Below are 21,768 nucleotides of genomic sequence, written 5' to 3' on the forward strand. Positions count from 1 at the left end.
GCCGCGGCCTGTTATTGGCGCCGATCAGCCGCCCAGCAGTCGCTGGCGGGCGGCGGCGTATTCCCGCTGCAGGCGCGCCACCAGCTCCGCCGCCGGCAGGATGTCCTTGACGGCGCCGATACCCTGGCCGCAGCCCCAGATGTCTTTCCAGGCCTTGGCATCGGAACCACCGCCGGAACCAAAGTTCATCGCCGTCGGGTCACTGACCGGCAGGTTGTCCGGGTCCAGCCCGGCGGCCTCAATGGAGGGCCGCAGGTAATTGCCATGGATGCCGGTAAACAGGTTGCTGTAAACAATATCCGATGCGCCGTTGTCCACGATTGCCTGCTTGTAGGCCTGCTCGGCGTTGGCTTCGAGAGTGGCGATGAAGGCAGAGCCCACGTAGCCCAGGTCCGCGCCCATGGCCTGTGCTGCGAGAATGGCGTCACCGGTGGCGATGGAGCCGGAGAGCAATAACGGGCCGTCGAACCACTCGCGAATTTCCTGGACCAGGGCAAACGGTGAAATTGGCCCGGCGTGGCCACCCGCACCGGAAGCCACGGCGATCAGGCCATCCGCGCCTTTCTCAATGGCCTTGCGGGCAAAGCGGTTGTTGATAATGTCGTGCAGCACGATGCCGCCATAGGAATGCACCGCCTCATTGACGAACTCCTTGGCGCCCAGCGAGGTGATTACGATCGGGACCTTGTACTTCACGCACATTTCCAGATCATGCTGCAGGCGATCGTTGGAGCCGTGCACAATCTGGTTTACCGCGAAGGGAGCGGACAGTTGATCCGGGTTGGCGGCATCCCAGGCGGCAAGCTCGGTGGTGATCTTGTCCAGCCACTGGTCCAGCGCTTCAGCGGGACGTGCATTCAGGGAAGGGAACGAGCCGACGATGCCGGCCTTGCACTGGGCAATCACCAGATCCGGGTTGGAAATAATGAACATCGGCGCGGCAACGGCGGGCAGGCGCAGGCGGTCTTTCAAAATAGCGGGTAGGGCCATGGGGCTTAACTCCAAAGGGATGGTGGTCGAATTTATGCAATTTATTGCATATTTATTTTTTATGCAACCTTTTGCATAAAAAGAGAGCGCGGAGTAAGCTGGACATAACTACGACCCGGAGATACGACATCCGCTATGGCACTGTCTCACGCGATAATGACGGCCTTGCTGGAGGACACCATGTCCGGCTACGAGCTGGCCAAGGCCTTCGATGTTTCGCTGGGCCTGTTCTGGCGCGCCAGCCATCAGCAGATTTACCAGGAATTGCACAAGCTGGCGGCCAAGGGGTGGTTACAGCAGGAAACGGTGCCCCAGGCCGGGAAACCGAACAAGATAGTCTATGCCCTGACCCCGGTCGGGCACGTCGCCCTGGAGGCCTGGGTGCTGGGTGGCAGCCGGGTGCAGGAGGGCAAGGACGACCTGTTCGTCAAGCTGTATAACCTCGCTGAGCACAACGCTTCGCACCTGGCCGCGGAGATTGAACAGCGTCGGGAGCAGATGATGCAGCGGCTGTACCTGTACGAGAAAATACGGCGCCGCCACTACGCGGACCCGGCGACCTTGCCGGTGCGACGCAAGGGTGTCTACCTGGCACTGCTGGCGGGCATTCGCCAGGGCGAGCATACCCTCAGCTGGTGCGATGAAGCGCTGGCGTTGCTGGCGACCGTGGACCAGCGTCCTTAGGGGCGAAGGGGAGCAGGCTGCCGCGCTAACGGCCGCACTCGCGCCCGGCCCTGGCGAAGGCCTCGATCGCGAAATCGACGTCGTCGTCGCTCAGTGCGGCGGACATCTGGGTCCTGATCCTGGCTTTGCCCTTGGGCACCACCGGGAATGAGAACGCCACCACATACACACCCTGCGCCAGCATCGCCTCGGCAAAGCGGGCGGCGATTGCGGCATCGTGCAGCATCACCGGCACAATCGGGTGTTCCCCCGGTAGCAGTTCAAAGCCCGATGCCTCCAGGCCTGCCCGGAAACGTGCGGTATTGTGGGCAAGTCGGGTGCGCAGCTCTGGCGCCGACGTCACCAGCTCCACCGCCTTGATCGCTCCCGCCACCACCGGAGGCGCCACGGTATTGGAAAACAGGTAGGGCCGCGAGCGCTGGCGCAGCAGGTCGACAACCTCCTGGCGCGCCGCGGTATAGCCGCCGCTGGCGCCGCCGAGGGCTTTCCCCAACGTGCCGGTGATAATGTCCACCCGGTCCATGCAGCCGCGCAGTTCGTGGGTGCCGCGCCCGCCTGCACCGAGGAAGCCGGTGGCGTGGCAGTCATCAAAGTGCACCAGGGCCTGGTAGCGCTCGGCGAGGTCGCAGATCTCGTCCAGGCGCGCTATGTAGCCGTCCATGGAGAATACCCCGTCAGTGGTGATCAGCTTGAAGCGCGCGCCGGCAGCGTCGGCCGCCTTGAGCTGCACCTCCAGGTCCGCCATGTCGTTGTTGTTGTAGCGAAAGCGCTTGGCCTTGCTCAGCCTGATGCCGTCGATAATGCTGGCGTGATTGAGCGCATCGGAAATGACCGCGTCCTGTTCCCCGAGCAGGGTTTCAAAGAGGCCGCCGTTGGCGTCGAAGCAGGACGGGTAAAGGATGGTATCCTCGGTGCCCAGGAACGCGGACAGGCGCTCCTCGAGCTGCTTGTGCAAAGTCTGGGTGCCACAGATGAAACGCACCGAGGCCATGCCATAACCGTAGTCCGCGAGGCCTTGTGCGGCGGCGGCATTGACTTCCGGGTGCTGCGCCAGGCCCAGGTAATTGTTAGCGCAGAGGTTCAGTACTTCGCGCCCCTTAACGCCTACATGGGCGCCCTGGGGCGTGGTGATCAGGCGCTCGTGCTTGTACAGCCCGGCGCTCCGGATATCGTCCAGTTCCTGGGCCAGGTGTTCCTGAAAACGGTCATACATGGTCTTACTCCTCCCAGTTCAGGACAACTTTGCTGGCTTCCCCGGCATTCATGACATCAAAGCCCTGCTGGAAGTCCCGGAAATTCATGCGGTGGGTGATCACCGGTGAGATATCCAGCCCGGACTCAATCATCACTGACATCTTGTACCAGGTCTCGTACATTTCGCGGCCGTAGATACCCTTCAGGGTCAGCATGTTGAAGATCACGGTGTTCCAGTCGATGGCGGTGTTTTCGCTGGGAATGCCGAGCATTGCGACCTTGCCGCCGTGGCACATGCTGGCCAGCAGGTCCCGGAAGGCCTGGGGATTACCGGACATTTCCAGGCCCACATCGAAGCCCTCGTGCATGCCCAGGGACTGCTGCACCTCGGCCAGGGTTTCCCGGGTGACATTAACCGTGCGGGTGGCACCCAGCGTTGCCGCCAGTGCCAGGCGCTGGTCAATGACATCGGTGATTACCACATGGCGCGCACCGGCGTGCCGGCACACAGCCGCGGCCATGGCACCGATGGGGCCCGCGCCGGTGATTAGCACGTCCTCGCCGAGCAGGTCAAATTGCAGGGCGGTATGTACGGCATTGCCGAAAGGGTCGAATAGCGCGGCGACATCAAGGTCTATCCCCGGTGAATGCTCCCAGACGTTGGACATGGGCAGCGCCACATACTCGGCAAAGGCACCGGACCGGTCTACGCCTATGCCGCTGGTTCTGGCGCAGAGATGGCGGCGCCCCGCCATGCAGTTTCGGCAACGGCCGCAGACCACATGGCCTTCGCCGGAGACAATCTGGCCCGGCCGAAAGTCCACCACATTGGCGCCGACGTCGACGATTTCACCCACGAACTCGTGGCCCACCACCATGGGTACCGGGATTGTTTTCTGTGCCCAGGCATCCCAATTGTAGATGTGCATGTCGGTGCCGCAGATGGCGGTACGCAGCACCTTGATCAGGACGTCGTTGATACCGGTTTTGGGCTCGGGTACGTCTTCCAGCCAGAGTCCTTTGCTCGCTTCTTTCTTGACCAGTGCTTTCATCGGAGTCTCACTATTGTGGAAAAGTTCCGGTATGATAGAATCCCTTTATCCCATATACAAGAACTTTATCTACTATGACGGACGATCCGAGTGCCAGGCCCGCCCCCGATCCCGCCGGCAGAGTCCTGTCCGAACGGGTTACCGCATTACGCCAGAGTAGCAGTTTCACCCTGGAACAGCTGGCGGCGGCATCCGGGGTCAGTCGCTCCATGCTGAGCCAGATTGAACGGGGCCAGGCGAACCCGACCCTGGCGGTAACCTTCCGCATTGCCAAAGCCTTTGGTCTTACTATAGGCGAACTGGTGGATGACCCCGCCGCCAGTGGCCTGATTGAAGTCGTGCGCGGGGATGACCCGACGTCCTTGTTCAGGGCGGACCCTGAGTGCCAGATTCGTACCTTGTCCCCGTTGCACATGGAAAAAAATGTGGAATTCTACGAGCTGAAAATCCAGCCCGGTGCCAGCCTGGACAGTGCGCCACACTTTAATGGCACCCGGGAGTTGTTTACGGTGACTGCCGGGCAGGCCGCGATTGTGACCGGAGCCGCCGAATGTACGCTGGCGGCGGGAGACTCCGCGCACTACCGCGCCGATGTCGAGCACAGTATTCGCGCTACCGGCGAGGTGGCATTACAGGGCTACCTGGTGGTGACCTATAAATGAATTCAGGCAAAAAGCGCGTAAGATAGGGCGTTCGATCATTACCTGGATAGTGCCATGAACCGGTATTCAGCGTTTTCGCTGCTGAAAAACGCCTTCTCGGACCATCGCCACTGGCCACGGGCCTGGCGCAGCCCCGAGCTCAAGCCCCACTACGATGTGGTGATCATCGGCGGCGGCGGCCACGGCCTGGCCACCGCCTGGTACCTGGCGAAGGAGCACGGCATCAGCAATATCGCGGTGCTGGAGAAGGGCTGGCTGGGGGGCGGCAACACTGGCCGCAACACCGCGGTCAGCCGTTCCAATTATTTTTACCCGGAGAGTACCCGTTTCTACGAGCACTCCCTCAAGCGCTACGAAACCCTGGGTCGCGACCTGAACTTCAACATCATGCTGAGCCAGATTGGCATCATCAACCTGGCCTGCAGCCGCCACGAAATGGAGATTTTCAGGCGCTGGGCCACGGCCATCCAACTGCAGGGCGTGGATTCCGAAGTGCTCAGCCGCGAACAGATCGCGGAGATGGTACCGTTGTTGAATATGAGCGCGGGCGCCCGCTACCCGGTTCACGGTGGCTTCATTCAGCGCCGCGGTGGTATTTCCCGGCACGATGCGGTGGCCTGGGGCTATGCTCGCGCGGCGGACAGCCTGGGCGTGGATCTCATTCAAAACTGTGAAGTCACCGGCATCGACGTGAATGACGGCCGTATACGCGGCGTGCGGACCAACCGTGGCACCGTTCGCACGGACAAGGTGGGGATGGCCGTGGCGGGCCACAGCACGGTGGTGGCGGCGATGGCGGGGGTGAAACTGCCCATCGTCAGCCAGACCCTGCAGGCCATGGTCAGTGAGCCGGTGAAACCCTGCCTGGACCATGTGGTGATGTCGCCCATGGTGCACTGCTATATTTCCCAGTCGGATCGCGGCGAGATTGTTATTGGCGGCGGCGCGGATACCCATCCGTCCTACGGACAGCGTGGCAGCCTGCCGGCGACGGAAGCGGTGCTCAACGCGGCGGTTGAACTCTATCCCATGTTGAGCAGGATGAAGCTGATGCGGCAGTGGGGCGGCATCGTTGATATTGCCCCGGACGCGAGCCCCATTGTGTCAAAAACCCCGGTTAGCGGTTTTTATATCAGCACCGGTTGGGGTACGGGGGGTTACAAGGCCATTCCCGCGGGCGGTGAAACCTTCGCCCACACCATTGCCCACGACGCGCCGCACCCGCTGGTGGAGCCCTTTTCCCTGGATCGTTTCGCCCGTGGCCGCCTGATTGACGAGGGTGCGGCAGCGGGCGTGGCCCACTGAGGTGGAATTGACATGATGCGCATCGAATGCCCCTGGTGTGGCAGCCGTACCGAAGACGAATTCACCTGTGGGGGCCAGTCCCATATTGCCCGGCCGGATCCCGCCCGGGCAAGCGATGGCGAGTGGGCGGCGTACCTGTACCAGCGCGACAATCCGAAGGGGCTGCACTACGAGCGCTGGCACCACGGTTTCGGTTGTGGGCAGTGGTTCAATGTCGCCCGGCATACCGTGAGCCACGCTATTCTCGCGGTATACACAATGAGCGAGCCGAAGCCGGAATTGCCTGATGTGCCTGGAGATAAGGCATGAAGCCGGGACAGCAGCGCCTGCCGCATACCCAGGTGGACACCCGGGAGCGCCTGGCCTTTCAGTTTGATGGCAAGACCTGCCACGGCTACCACGGCGATACCCTTGCCTCGGCCCTGCTGGCCAACGGGGTAACCATCATCGGGCGCAGCTTCAAGTTGCACCGTCCCCGGGGCGTCTTTGCCGCCGGCAAGGAAGAGACCGGTGCCCTGGTGCAGCTGGAAGAGGGCGCATTTACCGAGCCCAACGTGCGGGCGACCCTGGTGCCGCTGTACCAGGGGTTGAATGCCCGGGGCCAGAACGCCTGGCCCTCGGTTCGGTTCGACATTTATGCAGTGCTGGGACTGTTCAAGAAAGTGTTGCCGGCATCGTTTTATTACAAGACCTTCATGTGGCCGAACTGGCAGATGTGGGAACCTCTGGTGCGGCGGGTGGCTGGCCTGGGCAGCGCCCCTTCGGCGCCGGACCCGGATACCTACCTGCAACAGACTGTGCATGCGGAGGTGGTTGTGGTCGGTGGCGGCCGTTCGGGTTTGCAGGCGGCGCTCGCAGCGGCGGCTGATCCGGACTGCCGGGTGCTGCTACTCGATGAACAGGAGGTGCCGGGAGGCGCCCTGCTGGCGAGCCCGGAACCGGCGGAGCGCACCTGGCTGACAAGGACCCTGGCACAGATTGCGCGATACCCGAACATTACCCTGATGCCCCGCACTACCGCCAATGGTTATCACGACCACAACATGCTGACGGCACTGCAGCGCGTGACCAGCCACCTGGGTCCACAGGCAGGTTCCTCACAGCCCCGGGAGGTCTTCTGGCGCATTGTGGCCGGGCGCGTTGTGCTGGCCACCGGCGCCCTGGAGCGGCCACTTGTGTTTCCCCACAATGACCGCCCCGGTATCATGCTGGCCGGTGCGGTGCGCGAATATACCCACCGCTATGGCCTGGTCCTGGGCGAACGCATGGTATTTTTCACCAATAACGATTCAGCCTGGCACGGGGCGCTGGAGATGGCAGCCTGCGGCGTGCCGGTCGCGGCGGTGGTGGATATCCGCCGCGAAGTGGCGCCCGCGCTGTTGCAGCGCGCAGCGGAGGCGGGTATTCGCTGCCTGGCGGGATACACCGTGGTGCATACCCGCGGCCGTCGTGGCATGCGCCAGGTGCTGGTGCAACAGCTGTCCGCGGACGGGAACGACGTCCAGGGGCCGCGGGAGACCCTGGCCTGTGACCTACTGGCCATGTCCGGGGGCTGGACGCCGACGGTTCACCTGTTCTCCCAGTCGGGGGGCAAGCTGGATTGGCGCGAGTCCGACAGCTGTTTTGTGCCTGGCGACCCGGCACAGGCGGTGACAGTGGTCGGTCGCGCCAACGGCGACTTCAGCCAGCCCCTGAATACCAGGGCCCAGTGGCTCACACCGGGACTGTCTCCCGAGTACCAGTGGGTGGATTTCCAGTACGACGTTACCGCATCGGATATCCAGCTGGCAGCCCGGGAAAACTATGTCTCGGTGGAGCACGTCAAGCGCTACACCACCAACGGCATGTCCATCGACCAGGGCAAGACCAGTAACGTTAACGGCCTCGGTATCCTGGCGCAGGCGACGCAGCGCAGCATTCCCGAGGTGGGCACCACCCGCTTCCGGCCGCCGTATCATCCCACCACCCTCGGTGCCTATGCCGGTGTTGAACTGGGTGCCCTTTACAAGCCGTTCCAGCAGCTGCCGGCCCATGCCTGCCATGTGGCACTGGGCGCACACCTTGCCGACATGGGTGGCTGGCAGCGGCCCGAGTATTATCCGCGCGCCGCAGAATGTGAAGCAGACACGATTGCCCGCGAAGTGCGTGGGGTGCGCGAGGCTGTGGGATTACTCGATTACTCGCCCCTGGGCAAGCTGGAAGTGCGCGGCCCGGATGCCCGCGAATTCCTCAACCGCCTGTACATCAACAACATCATCACCCTCAGGGTGGGCGCCGCGCGCTACGGGCTGATGCTGAACGAGAAAGGTATTGTGGTGGACGATGGCGTGGTGGTGTGCCTGGCGGAGGATCACTTCCTCCTGCACACCACCAGTGGTGGCGCCAGTGTGGTGCACGCGACACTGGAGGAATGGCTGCAGTGTGAGTGGATGGCACTGCGGGTGCTGGTAACCAACGTCACTACCCAGTGGGCAACCCTGATGCTGAGTGGCCCCCATGCGCGCGCCGTGCTGGGGCAGCTGCCGGGGGATATCGACCTTAGTCGCGAGGCCTTTGCACACATGCAGTTCCGCGCAGGCACCCTGTGCGGAGTGCCGGCGCGTATCCTGCGCGCCAGTTTTACCGGCGAACTGTCCTTCGAGCTCAGCGTGCCCGCGGGTTATGGGCGATCCCTGTGGGAGGCATTGATGACGGCGGGCGCATCGTTCGGTATCACCCCTTTCGGTATCGAGTCGCTGATGGTGCTGCGTACCGAAAAGGGCTATCTGCATGTGGGCTCGGATACGGACGGCAACACCATGCCCCAGGACCTGGGCTGGGCCGGCGCGATGGCGAAAAAGACCGGGGATTTTATCGGCCGTCGCTCGCTGGCGCTGGATGTGGGGCTGGATCCGGACCGGCTGCAGTTCACGGGTATTGAATTGCTCGACACCACTCTCGATACCACTCTCGATACCACTCTCGACACGACGGCAACCATTGTCAACGGAGCCCATGTCCTGGCCGAAGACGGCAGGGGTTCAGCGGGCTATGTCACCTCCGCGTGTTTCAGCCCGACCCTGGGCCGCACCGTGGCGCTGGGGATTGTGGCCGCGGCGCAGAGGCGGCAGGGCGAGACCGTAGCGGTGTACTACGAAGGCAAGGCCCAGCCGGCGCGGCTGGTGGCGCCCTGTTCATATGACCCGGGTGGAGAGCGCCTGCAGTTGGCGCCCGAGGTATCCGGGTTGGCGCCCGTCGCGCTGCCGCCAGGAAACCTGGCCGCGCAACTGCCGATGGCGACCATTCCGGGCGTTGACAAGGTTGGGTTCCGGTTAAGCGAATATACGGAGTGTGACTTGATCCGTCTGCAGGTATTCCATCGCGACCCTGAACAGGTCCCCGCCCTGGTTGCCGCACTGGGTATGGAGCTGCCCGGCCCGGGCGAGGTGCACTGGCGGGGTGATCAACGCTGGCTATGGTCCGCTCCCGGGGAATGGATGCTGACGGTACCCACCGGCTTGGGCAAGTCGATGTTGTACGCCCTGCGCGAGGCGACGGCTGAACTCTGCACTGTTGCGACCCTGATAACCGATGGCCGGGTGATATTGGCCCTGGAGGGCGCCCGGGTACGGGATATACTCGCCCGCGGCACGACAGTTGATCTGCATCCACAGCAGTTTTGCCCCGGCAGTTGCACAGTCACCCGGTTTGCGGGTATACCGGTGATGCTGTTCAAGCCGACCGAAGCGGATGATTTCCTGCTCTTTGCCTGCCGTTCGCTGGCGATTTACCTGGGTGAATGGTTTCAGGCCGCGAGCCGCGATTGCTGATCCGGTGTCGAGGCGTTCGCGCGACTGGCCGGGCCCTGCAAAAAAACTCCATGTGGTATTTGAACTGTCGGCACCCCGGCAGTTTTATGTCTGGCCGGGCCGCGGGAAAGACGGTACAAAAATCGCCGCCGGCTGCTCCAGCAGCTGTTTCAGTGCCTGTATGAGTTGCGCCCCGTCGTAGCCGTCGACAACGCGGTGATCGAAGGAGGCCGACAGGTTCATCATGCTGCGCACCTCGATATTGCCCTGGCGTACCATCGGTCGCTGCTGCAATTTGTTGATGCCGAGGATCGTGGTTTCCGGGGCGTTGATGACCGGGGTCGTGGCAATCCCACCGATTGCCCCCAGACTGGTGATGGTGATAGTGGAGCCCTGCAGGTCCGCGGCCGCGCTCCGTTGCTCACGGGCCGCCGCTGTCTGGCGGGCCAGTTCTCCCGCCGCCTGCCACAGGTCCAGTGCCTCCACGTGGCGTACCACCGGTACCAGCAGCCCGTTTTTTGTCATGGTGGCAATTCCCATGTGAATTGCCTCGTGTTCGGTCAGCACTTCGGTCTCGGAATTGAACTGCGCATTGCACTGCGGAAAATCCGGCAGCACCCGCGCCAGCGCGAGCATGATTAAAGGCAGCAGGGTCAGTTTCGGTTGCTCGCCGGTGCGGCTGTTGTTGAGCTGCGAGCGCAGCTCCTCCAGCTGGGTGAGGTCGATTTCCTCGATATAGGAGTAGTGCGGAATAGTCCGCTTGGCCGCTGCCATTTTGCGCGCGATGATTCGGCGCAGGCCGGTGATCGGCGTCTCCCTGCTGCCGCTACGCGGGTGTCGCTGGTCCGTGGCGGTCAGCCGTCCCATGGCCTCGAGAAAGGCTTCCAGGTCGCGGTTGTCAATTCTGCCTTCGCGGCCACTGCCGGGTACCAGGCTGAGGTCGATACCCTGTTCCCGCGCCCGCTGCCGCACCGAGGGTGAAGTCAGCACGGTGCGATGAGGCAGGGCGGGGGTCATTGTGTCCATTCGCGGAGGGCCGCTGGCAGGCTGCGCCGAAGCTACATTGTCGTCCGTATCCGTATCCGTGTCCGTGCCGGTCTCCGTCTCCGCAACGTGTTGATCGCGACCACCGCGCTCATCGCCCCTGTCTGGTGCAGCTGTCTCAGCCGATGCCGGCGGCGACGCTGGCGCCGGCTCCGCAGCGGGCTGGCCCGCGGGCGCATTGCCCTTGCCCTCCACTTCGAAACGGATCAGTTCCCGGCCTACTGGCAGTACCTCGCCGGCCGCGCAGGCCAGCGCGGTCACCACGCCGTCTACCGGGGCGGTCACTTCGACCACCGCCTTGTCGGTCATCACATCCGCGACCGGCTGGTCTTCGCGGACCGTGTCACCGACCGCGACATGCCATTTGCTGATCTCCGATTCGACGATGCCTTCGCCGAGGTCCGGGAGCTTGAAACTGAATGTACCCATAATCGGTCGCGATGGCCTCAGTGGTATGCCAGGGTGCGCTGCAGGGCATCGACAATGCGCCGCTGGCTGGGGAAGTACTCCCATTCGAAGGCGTGCGGGTAGGGGGTATCCCATCCGGTGACCCTTTCGATGGGGGCGCGCAGGTGCCAGAAGCAGGTTTCCTGGACTTCCGCGACCAACTCCGCGCCGTAGCCGCTGGTACGGGTCGCCTCGTGGATGACCACGCAGCGGCCGGTTTTCCGTACCGACGCCGCCACCGCCTCGATGTCCAGGGGCAGCAGGCTGCGCAGGTCCAGCAGTTCCGCATCAATGCCGCTGGCGCGGATGGCTTCCGCGGCCACGTGTACCATGGTGCCATAGGCCAGTACAGTGACCTGGCGCCCAGCGCGGATGGTCGCTGCCTTGCCCAGCGGAATGCGGTAGTGACCGATGGGCACTTGCCCCAGCGGGTGGTCGCTCCAGCTCCCGCTGCCGCCGCCATTGTTGTCGTGGCCGTGGAAAGGGCCGTTATAGATTCTCTTGGGTTCGAAAAACATCACCGGGTCGTCATCCTCAATGGCGCTGATCAGCAACCCCTTGGCATCATAGGGATTGGAGGGAATAACGGTTTTCAGGCCGCAGACGTGGGTGAAGATCCCCTCGGGGCTCTGGGAGTGGGTCTGGCCACCGCGGATGCCGCCGCCACAGGGCGCGCGGATGGTCACCGGGGCGAAGAATTCGCCGCCACTGCGGTGGCGCAGCCGCGCCAGTTCGCTGATGATCTGGTCGATCGCCGGGTAGATATAGTCGGCAAACTGCATTTCCACTACCGGGCGCAGGCCATTCACGCCCATGCCGATGGCGGCGGCGACGATACCGCCTTCGGCGATCGGGGTATCCAGCGCACGGTGTGCGCCATACTTCTCATACAGACCCTCGGTACATCGAAATACACCGCCGAAAAAGCCCACGTCCTCGCCCATCACCAGTACGGCCGGATCGGCCGCCATCGTGCAGTGTAGCGCCGAGTTAATGGCCTGGACCATACTCATGCTCGCCTGTTCGCCGTCGGGCTGCTCCGTTTCCGGAACTTTGCTGGCACTGCGGCTCATTCTTTTTCCTCCAGTTGCTGGCGCTGGCGCAGCAGGTGAGCGGGCAGGTGCTGGAACACATCGTCGAACATCGTTGCCACCGGCCAGTGCGGACCGTCCTCCAGGGAGCCGTATGACAGGGCCTGCTTCCAGTCGCGGCTGATCGCTTCCTTCAGCTCGGTTTCCAGTGCCTGCTGCTGTGGTTCGCTCCAGAGGTCGCGCCCAATCAGGTGCTGCTTGAGTCGCGCTACCGGGTCTCCCAGGGGCCAGGCCTCGCTCTCGTTGTGGGCCCGGTAGGCGTCAGGGTTGTCGCTGGTGGAGTGACCGGCAACCCGGTAGGTCACCAGCTCGATCACGGTGGGCCCGAACCCGCGTCGCGCGCGCCGGGCCGCCCAGTCGGTGACCGCATGGACCGCCAGGAAGTCATTGCCGTCCACCCGGATGCCGGGAATGTTGTAGCCCAGCGCCCGGGCGGCGAAGGTGGTGCCGCCGGCGGCGAAGGATTGCGGGGTCGAGATCGCCCACTGGTTGTTGACGATATTGAGGATGACCGGTGCCCGGTAGGTCGCGGCGAACAGCATGGCGTTGTGCACATCGGCTTCCGCGGTGCTGCCGTCCCCGACCCAGGTGGCGGCAATATGCTCCTCGCCCTTGTAGGCGGAGGCCATGGCCCAGCCCACGGCCTGGCTGAACTGGGTCGCCAGGTTGCCGGAGATGCTGAAGAAATTGCCGTCCTTCCAGGTATAGAACACCGGCATTTGCCGCCCCTTGCAGTTGTCCCGGGCGTTGGAGATGCAATGACACATCATGTCGACCACGTCGCGCCCGCGAACAAACAGCAGGCCCTGCTGGCGATAGGCGGGAAACAGCATGTCGCCGCTGTCCAGGGCCATGCCCTGGGCGACTGCCACGGCCTCTTCGCCGGTGGATTTGATGTAGAAGGAGAGCTGGCCCTGGCGCTGCATCCGGAACATGCGCTCGTCGTAGGCGCGCACGTGCACCATGTGCCGCAGGCCCTGCAGCAAGTGCTCGTCCGACAGCTCGGGCAGCCAGGGGCCGCCGGCCGTGCCCTCGTCATCCAGCACCCGGACCAGGCCGTGGGCCAGGGGCTCTGCCTCCCTGGTTTCACAATCGGGCGCGGGCCGGAACATGGCATCGTCGCTCACCAGGTTCAGTGCTCTGAAATCGGGTTTTTCACCGGGGCGTGAAGAGCCGGTCGGCACATGCAACTTGCTCACCCAGGTGCCGGTAGCGTCTGCGTGGCCGCGTGCCTCGACGGGCTTGTTGCCGCCAGTTTTGGGCATGGTGTATTCCTCCGCCGCTGACTTCCGCGCTCCCGGCGGGACGATAGCGCCTCCGGATAGTAAAAATATAGCCCAACGGGCGGGAATTAACTATGCGTTCACGACGATCGATGCCGGGTATAGCGATGGCGCCACCCGTCTCCCTTGGGCATAATGGCTGCCTGATTTCGGAACACAGGCAGCGCGTCAGCAGATGTATCACCAGTATTTCGGCCTCACCGAAGCACCTTTCTCCATCGCGGTAAATCCGCGCTACCTGTTTATGAGCCCCCGGCACCGGGACGCGCTGGCACATCTGCTCTATGGCGTTGGTGCCGGCGGCGGTTTCATCCTGCTGACCGGGGAGGTGGGAACCGGCAAGACCACCATCAATCGCTGCCTGCTGGAGCAGATGCCGGCGGATACCGATATCGCCATTATTCTCAACCCTGCGCTCGATGCACTGGAGTTGCTGGCCACCGTGTGCGACGAACTGGGGATCGACTACGATAACCAGCAGCCAACGCTGAAAACCCTTACCGACAGACTCCACCGTTTCCTGCTGCAGAACCATGCCGACGGCCGCAAGACGGTGTTGATGATTGACGAGGCGCAACACCTGGATGTTGATGTACTCGAGCAGATTCGTCTGCTGACCAACCTTGAAACCAATAGCGAAAAGTTACTGCAGATTATTCTCATCGGCCAACCCGAGCTTGCCCGGCTGCTGCAACGCCCCGAGCTGCGCCAGCTCAACCAGCGCATTACGGCGCGTTATAACCTCACTCCCCTGACCGCGCCGGAAACTGCCGCTTATATTCGCCATCGCCTGCAGGTGGCGGGTCTGGCGCCGGGCCGGGTGTTATTTCCGCCCGAGGTGGTGCGTGGCATTCATCGCATAACCCGTGGCATACCGCGGCTGATCAATGTCCTGTGCGACCGTATCCTGCTCGGTACTTACGGACGCAACCGCGAGCGCGCAGACAAGGGGATGCTCGCGATAGCGGCGGCCGAGGTCATGGGCGGGGAGGACTCGCGGCATAACAGCTCGCGTCGTACTTTTTGGCTGGGTGCCGGTGCTGTGGTGCTGGTGGCGCTGCCGCTATCGGTGTGGTGGTTATGGCCCCTGGCGACTGTGCCTGCGGAGTCGATAGCGTCCACACCGTCGCCAGCAGTTGTCGACGCTGTGCCGGTTGCCGTAGCTGCCCCCGTCACCCTCGCACCAGCCTCACCGGTTCCAGACCCGGTTGTATCTGCACCGGCGGCAACAGCCAGTGACTGGCAGCTGGCTCCCCAGGCAGCCCTGGAGCAACTCTGGCAGCTTCAGGCCGAAGGTCCGGCACCCGCCCTGGAACAGCTGTGCGATGAGGCCATCCGCTTCCCCCTGAGCTGCCTGCGTGGTAGCGCCGAGACCTGGCAGGAACTGCTGGCGCTGCAGCGTCCGCTAATCCTGGATCTGGTAACACCGGCCCGGTTCGCCGCCGCGGCGTTGTTCCTGGGCGAGGATGAAGGTCGTGCCCTGTTGTGGTCCGGGAATGCGTTGCGCCGGGTACCCTTTACCGAGGTGGCGGCGCTCTGGCGCGGCGGTTACCGCCTGCTCTGGCGACCCCCCGCGGCATTCAGCGGCCCCATCGGCCGTGCCGAGTCCAGCCCTGCGGTCGCCGACGTGGCAGCACTGTTTGCGCGCTTCGACGGGCAGCCGCAGCCGCTTGCCGACAACGGTTATACCGCGGCCCTGGCCGACAGGGTGCGCTTGTTCCAGCGCGAGCAGCAGTTGCTGGCCGATGGCGTGGTGGGGGAGCAGACACTGTTGCGCCTCAACCTGCTGGCGGGCCGCGATCTGTCCGCCCGGGCGGCGCTGGACTTATTGAAGTCGATTACGACAGCGACAGGGGAGCCCACGCCGTAATGGCAACGACAGATCCGAAAGTGCCAGGCAATGGAGTATGGGCATGTCGCTGATTCTTGAAGCATTGAACCGTGCCCGACAGGATCAGCACAATATGGTGCCGGTACCGGGTGTGGACAGCGAACATTACTATCCCGCCGCGGCAGAGAATCCCTGGCGGCGTCGCGCTTTGCCCGGTGCTCTCGCCATTGCTGTGCTGGTGATCGGGGTGTTGCTGGGCCGTGAATTGGGCCGCGATGGGGGTCAAGCGCCCACTCCGGCCACGGCGTTGTCCGCTGTAGTTACGGAGGCTCCGACACCTCCACCTGTGGTTTCGCCGGATACCGCAACAACGGCACCGGTAACCGGAGTTATCCCTGAGTCGCAGAAGCCGGGAGAAGTAGCTATGGACCCGGAGGCAGCTACCGGGCTTTCTGCTTCCCCGGTAGCCGCGCCTCCCGCCCAGCCGCCACTGCCCGCAGCGGAAGCCAGTGCGGAGGTGGCGGCCCTGTACCAGCAGCCCGCGGCAACAGATGTGAGCTCCGGGCCGATCACAGCCCAGGCTGCTGCCCCTGCCGAGGAGGGGGCTGTGGATATCGCCAGGCTGCTGACGGCGGCGGAGCAGGCACTGGAAGATGTGCGCCTGGCCGAACACTCGGCACCCTTTCTGGCCGACCTTTCGCAGCAGGGCAAGGACGCGGTGCCCACCCTCATGTACCTGCAGCACGACTATCGCGCCGCTGGCGGCTCGACCGTGACCATCAACGGCCAGCAGGCGCACGCAGGGGAGTCGGTCGGCCGCGGGGTGACGGTAGAGGAGATCCTGCCCGATTCCGTGGTGCTGACCCATGCCGGCCAGCAATTTCGCCTGCGGGCCCTGAACAGTTGGGTGAATCTGTAATGCAGCGTGAGCCCGGGCAGCGGATACTGGGCTCATGACATTTATCGGCGCCTTCGCTGTGCTTTTTTTGTGCGGTATCCTTATTCTGGTTGCCCTTCGCCTGGGCGACCAGCGTGCCGACGGGGCAGAGTGGCGGCGTCTCGCAGCACTCCAGCCGGAGACCCCGCAGCGTCACTCCGACCAGTTGATTGTGGGCCTGCCGGAGCCTGCACGCCGTTACTTCAGCTTCATGATCGAGCCCGGCACCCCGCTTCTGCGAGTCGCCGAAATAGAAATGAGCGGCTGGTTCAGCCTCGGGACCAGGGATAGCCCGTCTTATCAACTGATGGTCGCACGGCAGATTCTCGCCGCCCCCGATGGTTTCGTCTGGGCGATGCGTACGCGCGGCGGGATGGCGGTTTCGGGGTCGGATTCTGGAATGTGGACGCGGTTTCGTATCTTCGGGCTCATCCCCGTGGTGCGGGTGGGCGCAGCGCCCGATCATACCCGATCGGCCTTCGGTCGCTGCGTTGCCGAAGCGGTGGCCTGGACCCCCGCGGCCCTGCTACCCGGCCCTTTGGCTATCTGGGAGGCCGTGAACGATGACACCGCACGAGTGACGGTCCGCCACGGCGACCTGAGCCAGGCGGTGGATGTGACTGTCGATCGCGACGGTAGGCCGGTCGCGGTATCGTTCCAGCGCTGGAGCAACGCCAACCCCGACAAGGTGTATCGCTTGCAACCCTTTGGCGCCTTGCTGTCGGATTTCCGCGAGGTCCGGGGCTATCGACTGCCATTCCGGGTCGAGGCGGGCAACCTGTTCGGGACCGACGACTATTTCCCTTTCTTCCTAGCCGATGTCAGGACGATCCGGTTCCCCTGGGCGGCGCCAGGGCCGGGATGATCTTCGCCGGCACGACCTCGGTCACCGCGCCTTCGCGCGTGAACATCGTGTCACGATTCCACCACACGACGATAATCGCCACGACGACCAGGATGGCCGTGTCCCAGGGCTGCGCGTCGGGCCAGAGGGGGTTGATCAGTTGCCAGTGAAACAGCATTGGCCACAGCAGGCTGCCTCGCGCCCGGTTGAAAATCGGGGTGACCAGCACCGCCAGGGTCACGTTTCCGACAAAGAAGGGGAGGAAGTGCCAGTCAGCATAGACGGTGCTCGACAGGAAGAACGCTGGCAGGTGCCACACGCCCCATGTCGCACCAATCAGCAACCCTGCCCAGACCGGCGCCATGTGCCGCTGCAACAGGGGTTGTGCCACGCCGCGCCAACCAAATTCCTCGATCGGGCCCAGCAACAGCATCATCAACAGGAGTGCGATGACCGGGGTTGTGCCCTCGGGCGGCAGCGGCGCCAACACGGGGCCAGCCTCGATCAACGAGCCCGCAACAAAGACCAGCGGCAGGCCGATGAGGATTAAGGCCACCCAGCCCGCCGGGCACCGCCACAGGAACAGCCGCGACAGAAGCCCGCGGATGCCCGCGGTGCCGGAATGCAGGAACACAACCACAAAGGCGGCGATCGCGGGAGACCATGTCGCAAGGAAGAAGAACGGGTGCGATCCGCTGATCTCCCCGAAAATGGTGGCGGCCATCTCGGGGAAGAGAATATAGAACCCTATCAGGCCCCAGGTAATCAAAAAGGTGATGCCGATAAAGGCCGCGAGCGCCGATGACGGTATTTTGGTCGAAGACGTCAAACGCGTTTCAGTCGGCATGCGAAAAGCTCCCGGGGCCGGAAAAACCGAGACTATAGTCGCAAACGCGCGGCGGGACCTCGCTGACATGCGTCAACGCAGCCCGTGCTTCGGAGGCGTGCGGGTGGCCAGGTTCGCTGCTGGCGTGTTCCTGTGTGGGGGTTGTGTCGCGTCGACAAGGATTTACTTATACTGTGCATACGATAAAAGCCGATCCAGGGTTGTTAGGAGGCACAAAAAATGCGGACTGACGTTATCGGCAAGGCCACAAGGTATCGATTTCTCCAATGATGGACTGGACTCACCACCACGCGACAATCAACGGCATTCGCATGCACTACGTGGAACAGGGCCAGGGGATGCCGGTTGTGCTCTGCCACGGTTTCCCGCACCTGTGGTTCAGTTGGCACCGACAGATCAGTGCGCTGGCCGCGGCCGGCTATCGGGTGATCGCGCCCGATATGCGCGGCATGGGCCAGACCGAGGCACCGACTGCCGTGGAGGCTTATGATATAGACCATATCACCGCGGACCTGCTGGGCCTGCTCGACCATATCGGTGAGTCCCGGGCCGTGTTTGCGGGCCTGGACTTTGGTGCCTTCGCGATTTATGACCTCGCCCTGCGCCACCCGCAGCGGGTAATCGCCGTAATAGGCCTGGAAAACCCCGCTGCGCCGCATAATCCCGACGAGCCTCCGCTGCGCGAATACCGGCGCATGGGGGAGGAGCATTTCCTGCACATCGAATATTTCCGCGAGCCACCGCGAGCAGACGTGGAGCTGGCAGCGCAACCGCGCCGCTTTCTGCACAAGGTATTTCACACCCTCAGCGGCGCCTGCAATTACTTTGACATGTTCCGCCACCCACCGGGTACTTCTTATATCGATGCCATGGAAGAGCCTCCAGCGCTGCCCTGGCCCTGGCTGTCGGAGCTGGAACTGGAGTTCTTTGTGTCCGAGTACAGCCGCAGCGGTTTCACCGGTGGCCTGAACTGGTACCGGTCATTTGATCTCAAATGGGCCCAGCGCAAGCCTTTTGAAGGCGTGCAGAGTGCGGTGCCGGCCTATTTCCTGGGCAGCGAGCACGATGTTGACCTGGAGGGGTTTCACGGCGAGGATCCGATCGGGCAGATGCGGGGGATTTTCCCGGACCTGCGCCAGGTGCGAATGATTCCGGGCGCCGGGCATATGGTGCAACTGGAGGCTTCTGCCGAGGTGAACGAGATCCTGCTTGGGTACCTGGCCGACATCAGCCAGCGGGACCGGTCGGTTGGCAGTGACCAGGCTTTCGACTAGCAGATTTCCAGCTCCAGCCCCTGTTTGGCCAGGGTCATCTGCTCATGCTGCAATTCCCGGGCGGTAAGCGGGTGTTGCTCCAGCCAGCCGGTCGGGAACTCCAGGCGCAAAGCGCTGTGTTCCGGTTTTACGGTAAATTCCGGCAGTTCTTCCAGCTGTTCCACATACTTGAATACCAGCGCCAGGCGGATAATGGTAATCAGGCGCAGCAGGCGTGGACGGTCGCTATCGACTACGGCGGCCCACAGGGGGGAGTCCAGTTTGCCGCGCTGGGTCGCGGCCAGTAACGCCAGCTGCTCCTGTTCTTCCTGGGAAAAGCCCGGCAAATCTGCATTCAGCAGCAGGTAGGCAGAGTGGCGGTGATAATGCTTGTGGGAAATCGCCATCCCGGTTTCATGGGTGAGAGCAGCGCGCTGCAGCAAATCCCGATCGGTCTTGCGCAGGTTCCAGCCGCTTGCGGCGGCGTCGAACAGTGTACAGGCACGTCGCGCCATGAGATCGGCCATGGTGGTGTCCACGGAATAGCGCTGCAGCAGCGCATTGACGGTACGTTCGCGCACGTCCTCGTGTCCCAGGCGTCCCATCAGGTCATAAATCACACCCTCCCGGAGCGCGCCCGGTGAAGTGCGCATCACTTTGACCCCCAGGACGTCAAACAGGGCGCTGGCGATGGCAACCCCGGCGACAATGACATTGCGGCGCTGGCTGCCGAGGCCCTCCAGCTTGATGTCATCGAAGCGATCAAACCCGAGCAGCCGCGTTTCCAGCTGCCTGAGCCCCTCGCGGCTGATACCACCGTCACCCCAGCCCTCTTTGCCGATGATGGCCTCGATGGCTTGCAGCGTACCGGAGGCCCCCACGCATTCCGCCCAGTGGCCGGAGTGAAAATGGTAGCGAATCCGGGACACTTCCAGGCATGCAAGGTCATAGGCCTGCCGGTAGCTATTCCTGTTGATGATGCCCTCGGGGAAGCAGGTGTCCGAATAGGACACGCAACCCATCTGCAGGCTTTCCAGCCGCTGGGGCTCAAAGCGCTGGCCGACAATGAATTCGGTACTGCCACCGCCGATGTCGATGACCAGTCTCGACTGGGCGTCATCCGCCAGGGTGTGGGCAACGCCCAGGTAGACCAGCCTGGCCTCTTCCCGGCCATAGATGACCTCGACCGGTGCGCCGAGAATCTGTTGTGCCGCTACGGTGAATTCGCGCCGGTTGTCGGCGACCCGCAGTGCATTGGTGCCCACCACCCGGATTCGTCCCGGATCAATGCTGGCGAGCGCCTGGGCGAACCGGGTCAGGCATTCCAGCCCACGTTCAATGGCGGCGCTCGAGAGTCGACTGTCGACAAGGCCAGCCCCGAGTTGTACTTTTTCGGCAAGCACCTTGATCGGGCGCATCTCCCCGTGCTCGGTGCGGGCAACAATCAGGTGAAAAGAGTTACTGCCGAGGTCAACCGCGGCCAGCAAACAGCCATCCGGGAGCGGTTGATGAGACTGAATAGGCAAAATGGTGTCCGTCTGGTGATGTGAGCGCATGCCTAATGGTAAACGATACGCCCGGCGGGCGCACGATCGTGGTTCAGGCGTGCAGCAGGGAGGCCACTGTGAGCAGCACCAGCAGGCCAATGGCGGCGCTGGCGAGTAAAATCCGGAGGGTGATTCGTGACAGTTCAGCCAGGGGTTCACCGCCGGCATGAACGCGCGCCAGCACCGGCCACTCAATGGCGCCGGCGAAAGCCAGGCCGCCGAAGGTCGCCGCGAGGAGTGCTATTCGCCCCGGAGCGTCGGCAGGAATGACAGCGAGTAACAGCATGATTGCGATGATCGAACCCAGCGTTCCGGCGTAGCTCATGGCAAGAAACTGGGCCCGGCTGTTGGCCTTGAAATCCCAGTCGAATGCGAACAGGCGAATTTTCCGGACCCGGTGGTAGCGGCCGCGAACGACGCGCGCTCCGATGAAATGAAACCACTCGTGGATGAGGGTGCTCACGGCCAGGCCAACGAATGCGCCGGTAATCACACTCAGCAGTGCCGCCACGGCGAGGCCGGTGAGGATATACCAGCTATCTGCTGCCGCAAACAGGCTCAGCAGGAGGATGGCAGCGCCGGTGTGCGCCAGTGCAACGATGCCGGTGTGAAAGCCTGCCGGACTCGCTTTTGAATCGATTGCATGGTCCATGGTGTTCTCGCGTGGTAGTAATTATTATCAATCTACGCAAAAAAAGTCCGGATGGATGCCGTGGTCCGGCGGTGTGCTGTCTATTTCTTGGCGGCACCTGAGGGGCGTGCAGAGTAGCCGCCCTGTTGGCCACTGATACCCGACTTGATATTCTGGATTTCACCGCCCGACTGCAAAAATGCCTGGGTCTGCTCCTCAATGGACATGGAGGTTTCAACGGCTGCCGGCTGCTTTTTCTTGGCAGGCGCGCGCTGGGGCTTGGGCGGAGTGCGTTGGGGTTCTGCGGGGGCGCGTTGGGCTTCTGCGGTCATGCTGAG

19 protein-coding genes are annotated in these 21,768 nt (G+C 63.2%); 9 read left to right on the top strand and 10 right to left on the bottom strand.

The features are described from left to right. Positions 1–24 precede the first annotated feature (24 nt). Positions 25–990 carry an NAD(P)H-dependent flavin oxidoreductase gene (locus CWI75_RS06445; protein WP_101520659.1) on the bottom strand — a complete coding sequence of 322 codons (966 nt, stop codon included), beginning with the start codon at positions 988–990 and terminating at the stop codon, positions 25–27. Between the two features lie 135 nt (positions 991–1,125). Between CWI75_RS06445 and CWI75_RS06450 the strand changes: the two genes are divergently transcribed. After that, complete coding sequence (locus CWI75_RS06450) at positions 1,126–1,674, top strand: PadR family transcriptional regulator (protein WP_101520660.1); 549 nt, start codon at positions 1,126–1,128, stop codon at positions 1,672–1,674. 25 nt (positions 1,675–1,699) lie between these two features. On the opposite strand, the gene kbl is transcribed toward CWI75_RS06450, so the two are convergent. Together kbl and tdh are read right to left on the bottom strand one after the other, a co-directional pair. Beyond that, entirely contained in the window at positions 1,700–2,887 is a 1,188-nt protein-coding gene (gene kbl, locus CWI75_RS06455) for a glycine C-acetyltransferase (protein ID WP_101520661.1), read from the bottom strand. A gap of 4 nt (positions 2,888–2,891) precedes the next feature. Then, entirely contained in the window at positions 2,892–3,920 is a 1,029-nt protein-coding gene (gene tdh / locus CWI75_RS06460) for an L-threonine 3-dehydrogenase (RefSeq protein ID WP_101520662.1), read from the bottom strand. 74 nt (positions 3,921–3,994) lie between these two features. On the opposite strand from tdh, the gene CWI75_RS06465 reads away from it, so the two are divergent. The 4 genes from CWI75_RS06465 to CWI75_RS06480 are packed head-to-tail and all read left to right on the top strand — an operon-like array spanning position 3,995 to position 9,696. Further along, on the top strand, positions 3,995–4,582 hold the full coding sequence (locus CWI75_RS06465) for a helix-turn-helix domain-containing protein (RefSeq protein ID WP_101520663.1): 588 nt from the start codon (positions 3,995–3,997) through the stop codon (positions 4,580–4,582). Between the two features lie 54 nt (positions 4,583–4,636). Further along, entirely contained in the window at positions 4,637–5,887 is a 1,251-nt protein-coding gene (locus CWI75_RS06470; RefSeq protein ID WP_101520664.1) for a sarcosine oxidase subunit beta family protein, read from the top strand. A 12-nt stretch (positions 5,888–5,899) separates the two neighbouring features. Beyond that, positions 5,900–6,196: a sarcosine oxidase subunit delta gene (locus CWI75_RS06475; RefSeq protein ID WP_101520665.1), complete on the top strand. Its 297-nt coding sequence runs from the start codon at positions 5,900–5,902 to the stop codon at positions 6,194–6,196. Beyond that, entirely contained in the window at positions 6,193–9,696 is a 3,504-nt protein-coding gene (locus tag CWI75_RS06480; protein WP_101520666.1) for a 2Fe-2S iron-sulfur cluster-binding protein, read from the top strand. Before CWI75_RS06475 ends, CWI75_RS06480 begins: the two co-directional genes overlap by 4 nt. 84 nt (positions 9,697–9,780) lie before the next feature. On the opposite strand, the gene CWI75_RS06485 is transcribed toward CWI75_RS06480, so the two are convergent. Genes CWI75_RS06485 through CWI75_RS06495 form a run of 3 tightly spaced genes read right to left on the bottom strand, consistent with a single transcriptional unit; the run spans position 9,781 to position 13,522 of the window. After that, entirely contained in the window at positions 9,781–11,148 is a 1,368-nt protein-coding gene (locus CWI75_RS06485) for a dihydrolipoamide acetyltransferase family protein (RefSeq protein ID WP_101520667.1), read from the bottom strand. A 17-nt stretch (positions 11,149–11,165) separates the two neighbouring features. Next, on the bottom strand, positions 11,166–12,239 hold the full coding sequence (locus CWI75_RS06490; RefSeq protein ID WP_206604654.1) for an alpha-ketoacid dehydrogenase subunit beta: 1,074 nt from the start codon (positions 12,237–12,239) through the stop codon (positions 11,166–11,168). Beyond that, entirely contained in the window at positions 12,236–13,522 is a 1,287-nt protein-coding gene (locus tag CWI75_RS06495; protein WP_101520668.1) for a thiamine pyrophosphate-dependent enzyme, read from the bottom strand. The genes CWI75_RS06490 and CWI75_RS06495 overlap by 4 nt, the downstream gene beginning before the upstream one ends. 193 nt (positions 13,523–13,715) lie before the next feature. Between CWI75_RS06495 and CWI75_RS06500 the strand changes: the two genes are divergently transcribed. The 3 genes from CWI75_RS06500 to CWI75_RS06510 are packed head-to-tail and all read left to right on the top strand — an operon-like array spanning position 13,716 to position 17,173. Next, entirely contained in the window at positions 13,716–15,410 is a 1,695-nt protein-coding gene (locus CWI75_RS06500) for an ExeA family protein (RefSeq protein WP_101520669.1), read from the top strand. Positions 15,411–15,453: 43 nt separating this feature from the next. Further along, positions 15,454–16,290 (top strand): general secretion pathway protein GspB, encoded by an 837-nt coding sequence (locus CWI75_RS06505; RefSeq protein ID WP_162300010.1) that lies wholly within the window; start codon positions 15,454–15,456, stop codon positions 16,288–16,290. Between the two features lie 34 nt (positions 16,291–16,324). After that, complete coding sequence (locus CWI75_RS06510; protein ID WP_101520671.1) at positions 16,325–17,173, top strand: DUF6544 family protein; 849 nt, start codon at positions 16,325–16,327, stop codon at positions 17,171–17,173. On the opposite strand, the gene CWI75_RS06515 is transcribed toward CWI75_RS06510, so the two are convergent. Further along, positions 17,130–17,999 (bottom strand): CPBP family intramembrane glutamic endopeptidase, encoded by an 870-nt coding sequence (locus tag CWI75_RS06515; protein ID WP_101520672.1) that lies wholly within the window; start codon positions 17,997–17,999, stop codon positions 17,130–17,132. The two genes, CWI75_RS06510 and CWI75_RS06515, sit on opposite strands and share 44 nt — an antisense overlap. Positions 18,000–18,265: 266 nt before the next feature. Between CWI75_RS06515 and CWI75_RS06520 the strand changes: the two genes are divergently transcribed. Then, positions 18,266–19,273 (top strand): alpha/beta fold hydrolase, encoded by a 1,008-nt coding sequence (locus CWI75_RS06520; protein WP_101520673.1) that lies wholly within the window; start codon positions 18,266–18,268, stop codon positions 19,271–19,273. Here CWI75_RS06520 and CWI75_RS06525 read toward each other — a convergent pair. From CWI75_RS06525 to CWI75_RS06535, 3 genes are all read right to left on the bottom strand, one after another. Further along, entirely contained in the window at positions 19,270–20,778 is a 1,509-nt protein-coding gene (locus tag CWI75_RS06525; RefSeq protein WP_241521104.1) for a Ppx/GppA phosphatase family protein, read from the bottom strand. The two genes, CWI75_RS06520 and CWI75_RS06525, sit on opposite strands and share 4 nt — an antisense overlap. A gap of 73 nt (positions 20,779–20,851) precedes the next feature. After that, positions 20,852–21,451 (bottom strand): hypothetical protein, encoded by a 600-nt coding sequence (locus CWI75_RS06530; protein WP_101520675.1) that lies wholly within the window; start codon positions 21,449–21,451, stop codon positions 20,852–20,854. 80 nt (positions 21,452–21,531) lie between these two features. After that, on the bottom strand, positions 21,532–21,762 hold the full coding sequence (locus CWI75_RS06535) for a hypothetical protein (protein WP_101520676.1): 231 nt from the start codon (positions 21,760–21,762) through the stop codon (positions 21,532–21,534). Between the last annotated feature and the right edge of the window lie 6 nt (positions 21,763–21,768).

The organism is Kineobactrum sediminis, assembly GCF_002868715.1.
Lineage (GTDB): Bacteria > Pseudomonadota > Gammaproteobacteria > Pseudomonadales > Halieaceae > Kineobactrum > Kineobactrum sediminis.

Bases quoted from the DNA above. Each gene is read 5' to 3' on its own strand.
- CWI75_RS06445 (WP_101520659.1), bottom strand. From the start codon at position 990: ATGGCCCTACCCGCTATTTTGAAAGACCGCCTGCGCCTGCCCGCCGTT.
- CWI75_RS06450 (WP_101520660.1), top strand. From the start codon at position 1,126: ATGGCACTGTCTCACGCGATAATGACGGCCTTGCTGGAGGACACCATG.
- kbl (WP_101520661.1), bottom strand. From the start codon at position 2,887: ATGTATGACCGTTTTCAGGAACACCTGGCCCAGGAACTGGACGATATC.
- tdh (WP_101520662.1), bottom strand. From the start codon at position 3,920: ATGAAAGCACTGGTCAAGAAAGAAGCGAGCAAAGGACTCTGGCTGGAA.
- CWI75_RS06465 (WP_101520663.1), top strand. From the start codon at position 3,995: ATGACGGACGATCCGAGTGCCAGGCCCGCCCCCGATCCCGCCGGCAGA.
- CWI75_RS06470 (WP_101520664.1), top strand. From the start codon at position 4,637: ATGAACCGGTATTCAGCGTTTTCGCTGCTGAAAAACGCCTTCTCGGAC.
- CWI75_RS06475 (WP_101520665.1), top strand. From the start codon at position 5,900: ATGATGCGCATCGAATGCCCCTGGTGTGGCAGCCGTACCGAAGACGAA.
- CWI75_RS06480 (WP_101520666.1), top strand. From the start codon at position 6,193: ATGAAGCCGGGACAGCAGCGCCTGCCGCATACCCAGGTGGACACCCGG.
- CWI75_RS06485 (WP_101520667.1), bottom strand. From the start codon at position 11,148: ATGGGTACATTCAGTTTCAAGCTCCCGGACCTCGGCGAAGGCATCGTC.
- CWI75_RS06490 (WP_206604654.1), bottom strand. From the start codon at position 12,239: ATGAGCCGCAGTGCCAGCAAAGTTCCGGAAACGGAGCAGCCCGACGGC.
- CWI75_RS06495 (WP_101520668.1), bottom strand. From the start codon at position 13,522: ATGCCCAAAACTGGCGGCAACAAGCCCGTCGAGGCACGCGGCCACGCA.
- CWI75_RS06500 (WP_101520669.1), top strand. From the start codon at position 13,716: ATGTATCACCAGTATTTCGGCCTCACCGAAGCACCTTTCTCCATCGCG.
- CWI75_RS06505 (WP_162300010.1), top strand. From the start codon at position 15,454: ATGTCGCTGATTCTTGAAGCATTGAACCGTGCCCGACAGGATCAGCAC.
- CWI75_RS06510 (WP_101520671.1), top strand. From the start codon at position 16,325: ATGACATTTATCGGCGCCTTCGCTGTGCTTTTTTTGTGCGGTATCCTT.
- CWI75_RS06515 (WP_101520672.1), bottom strand. From the start codon at position 17,999: ATGCCGACTGAAACGCGTTTGACGTCTTCGACCAAAATACCGTCATCG.
- CWI75_RS06520 (WP_101520673.1), top strand. From the start codon at position 18,266: ATGATGGACTGGACTCACCACCACGCGACAATCAACGGCATTCGCATG.
- CWI75_RS06530 (WP_101520675.1), bottom strand. From the start codon at position 21,451: ATGGACCATGCAATCGATTCAAAAGCGAGTCCGGCAGGCTTTCACACC.
- CWI75_RS06535 (WP_101520676.1), bottom strand. From the start codon at position 21,762: ATGACCGCAGAAGCCCAACGCGCCCCCGCAGAACCCCAACGCACTCCG.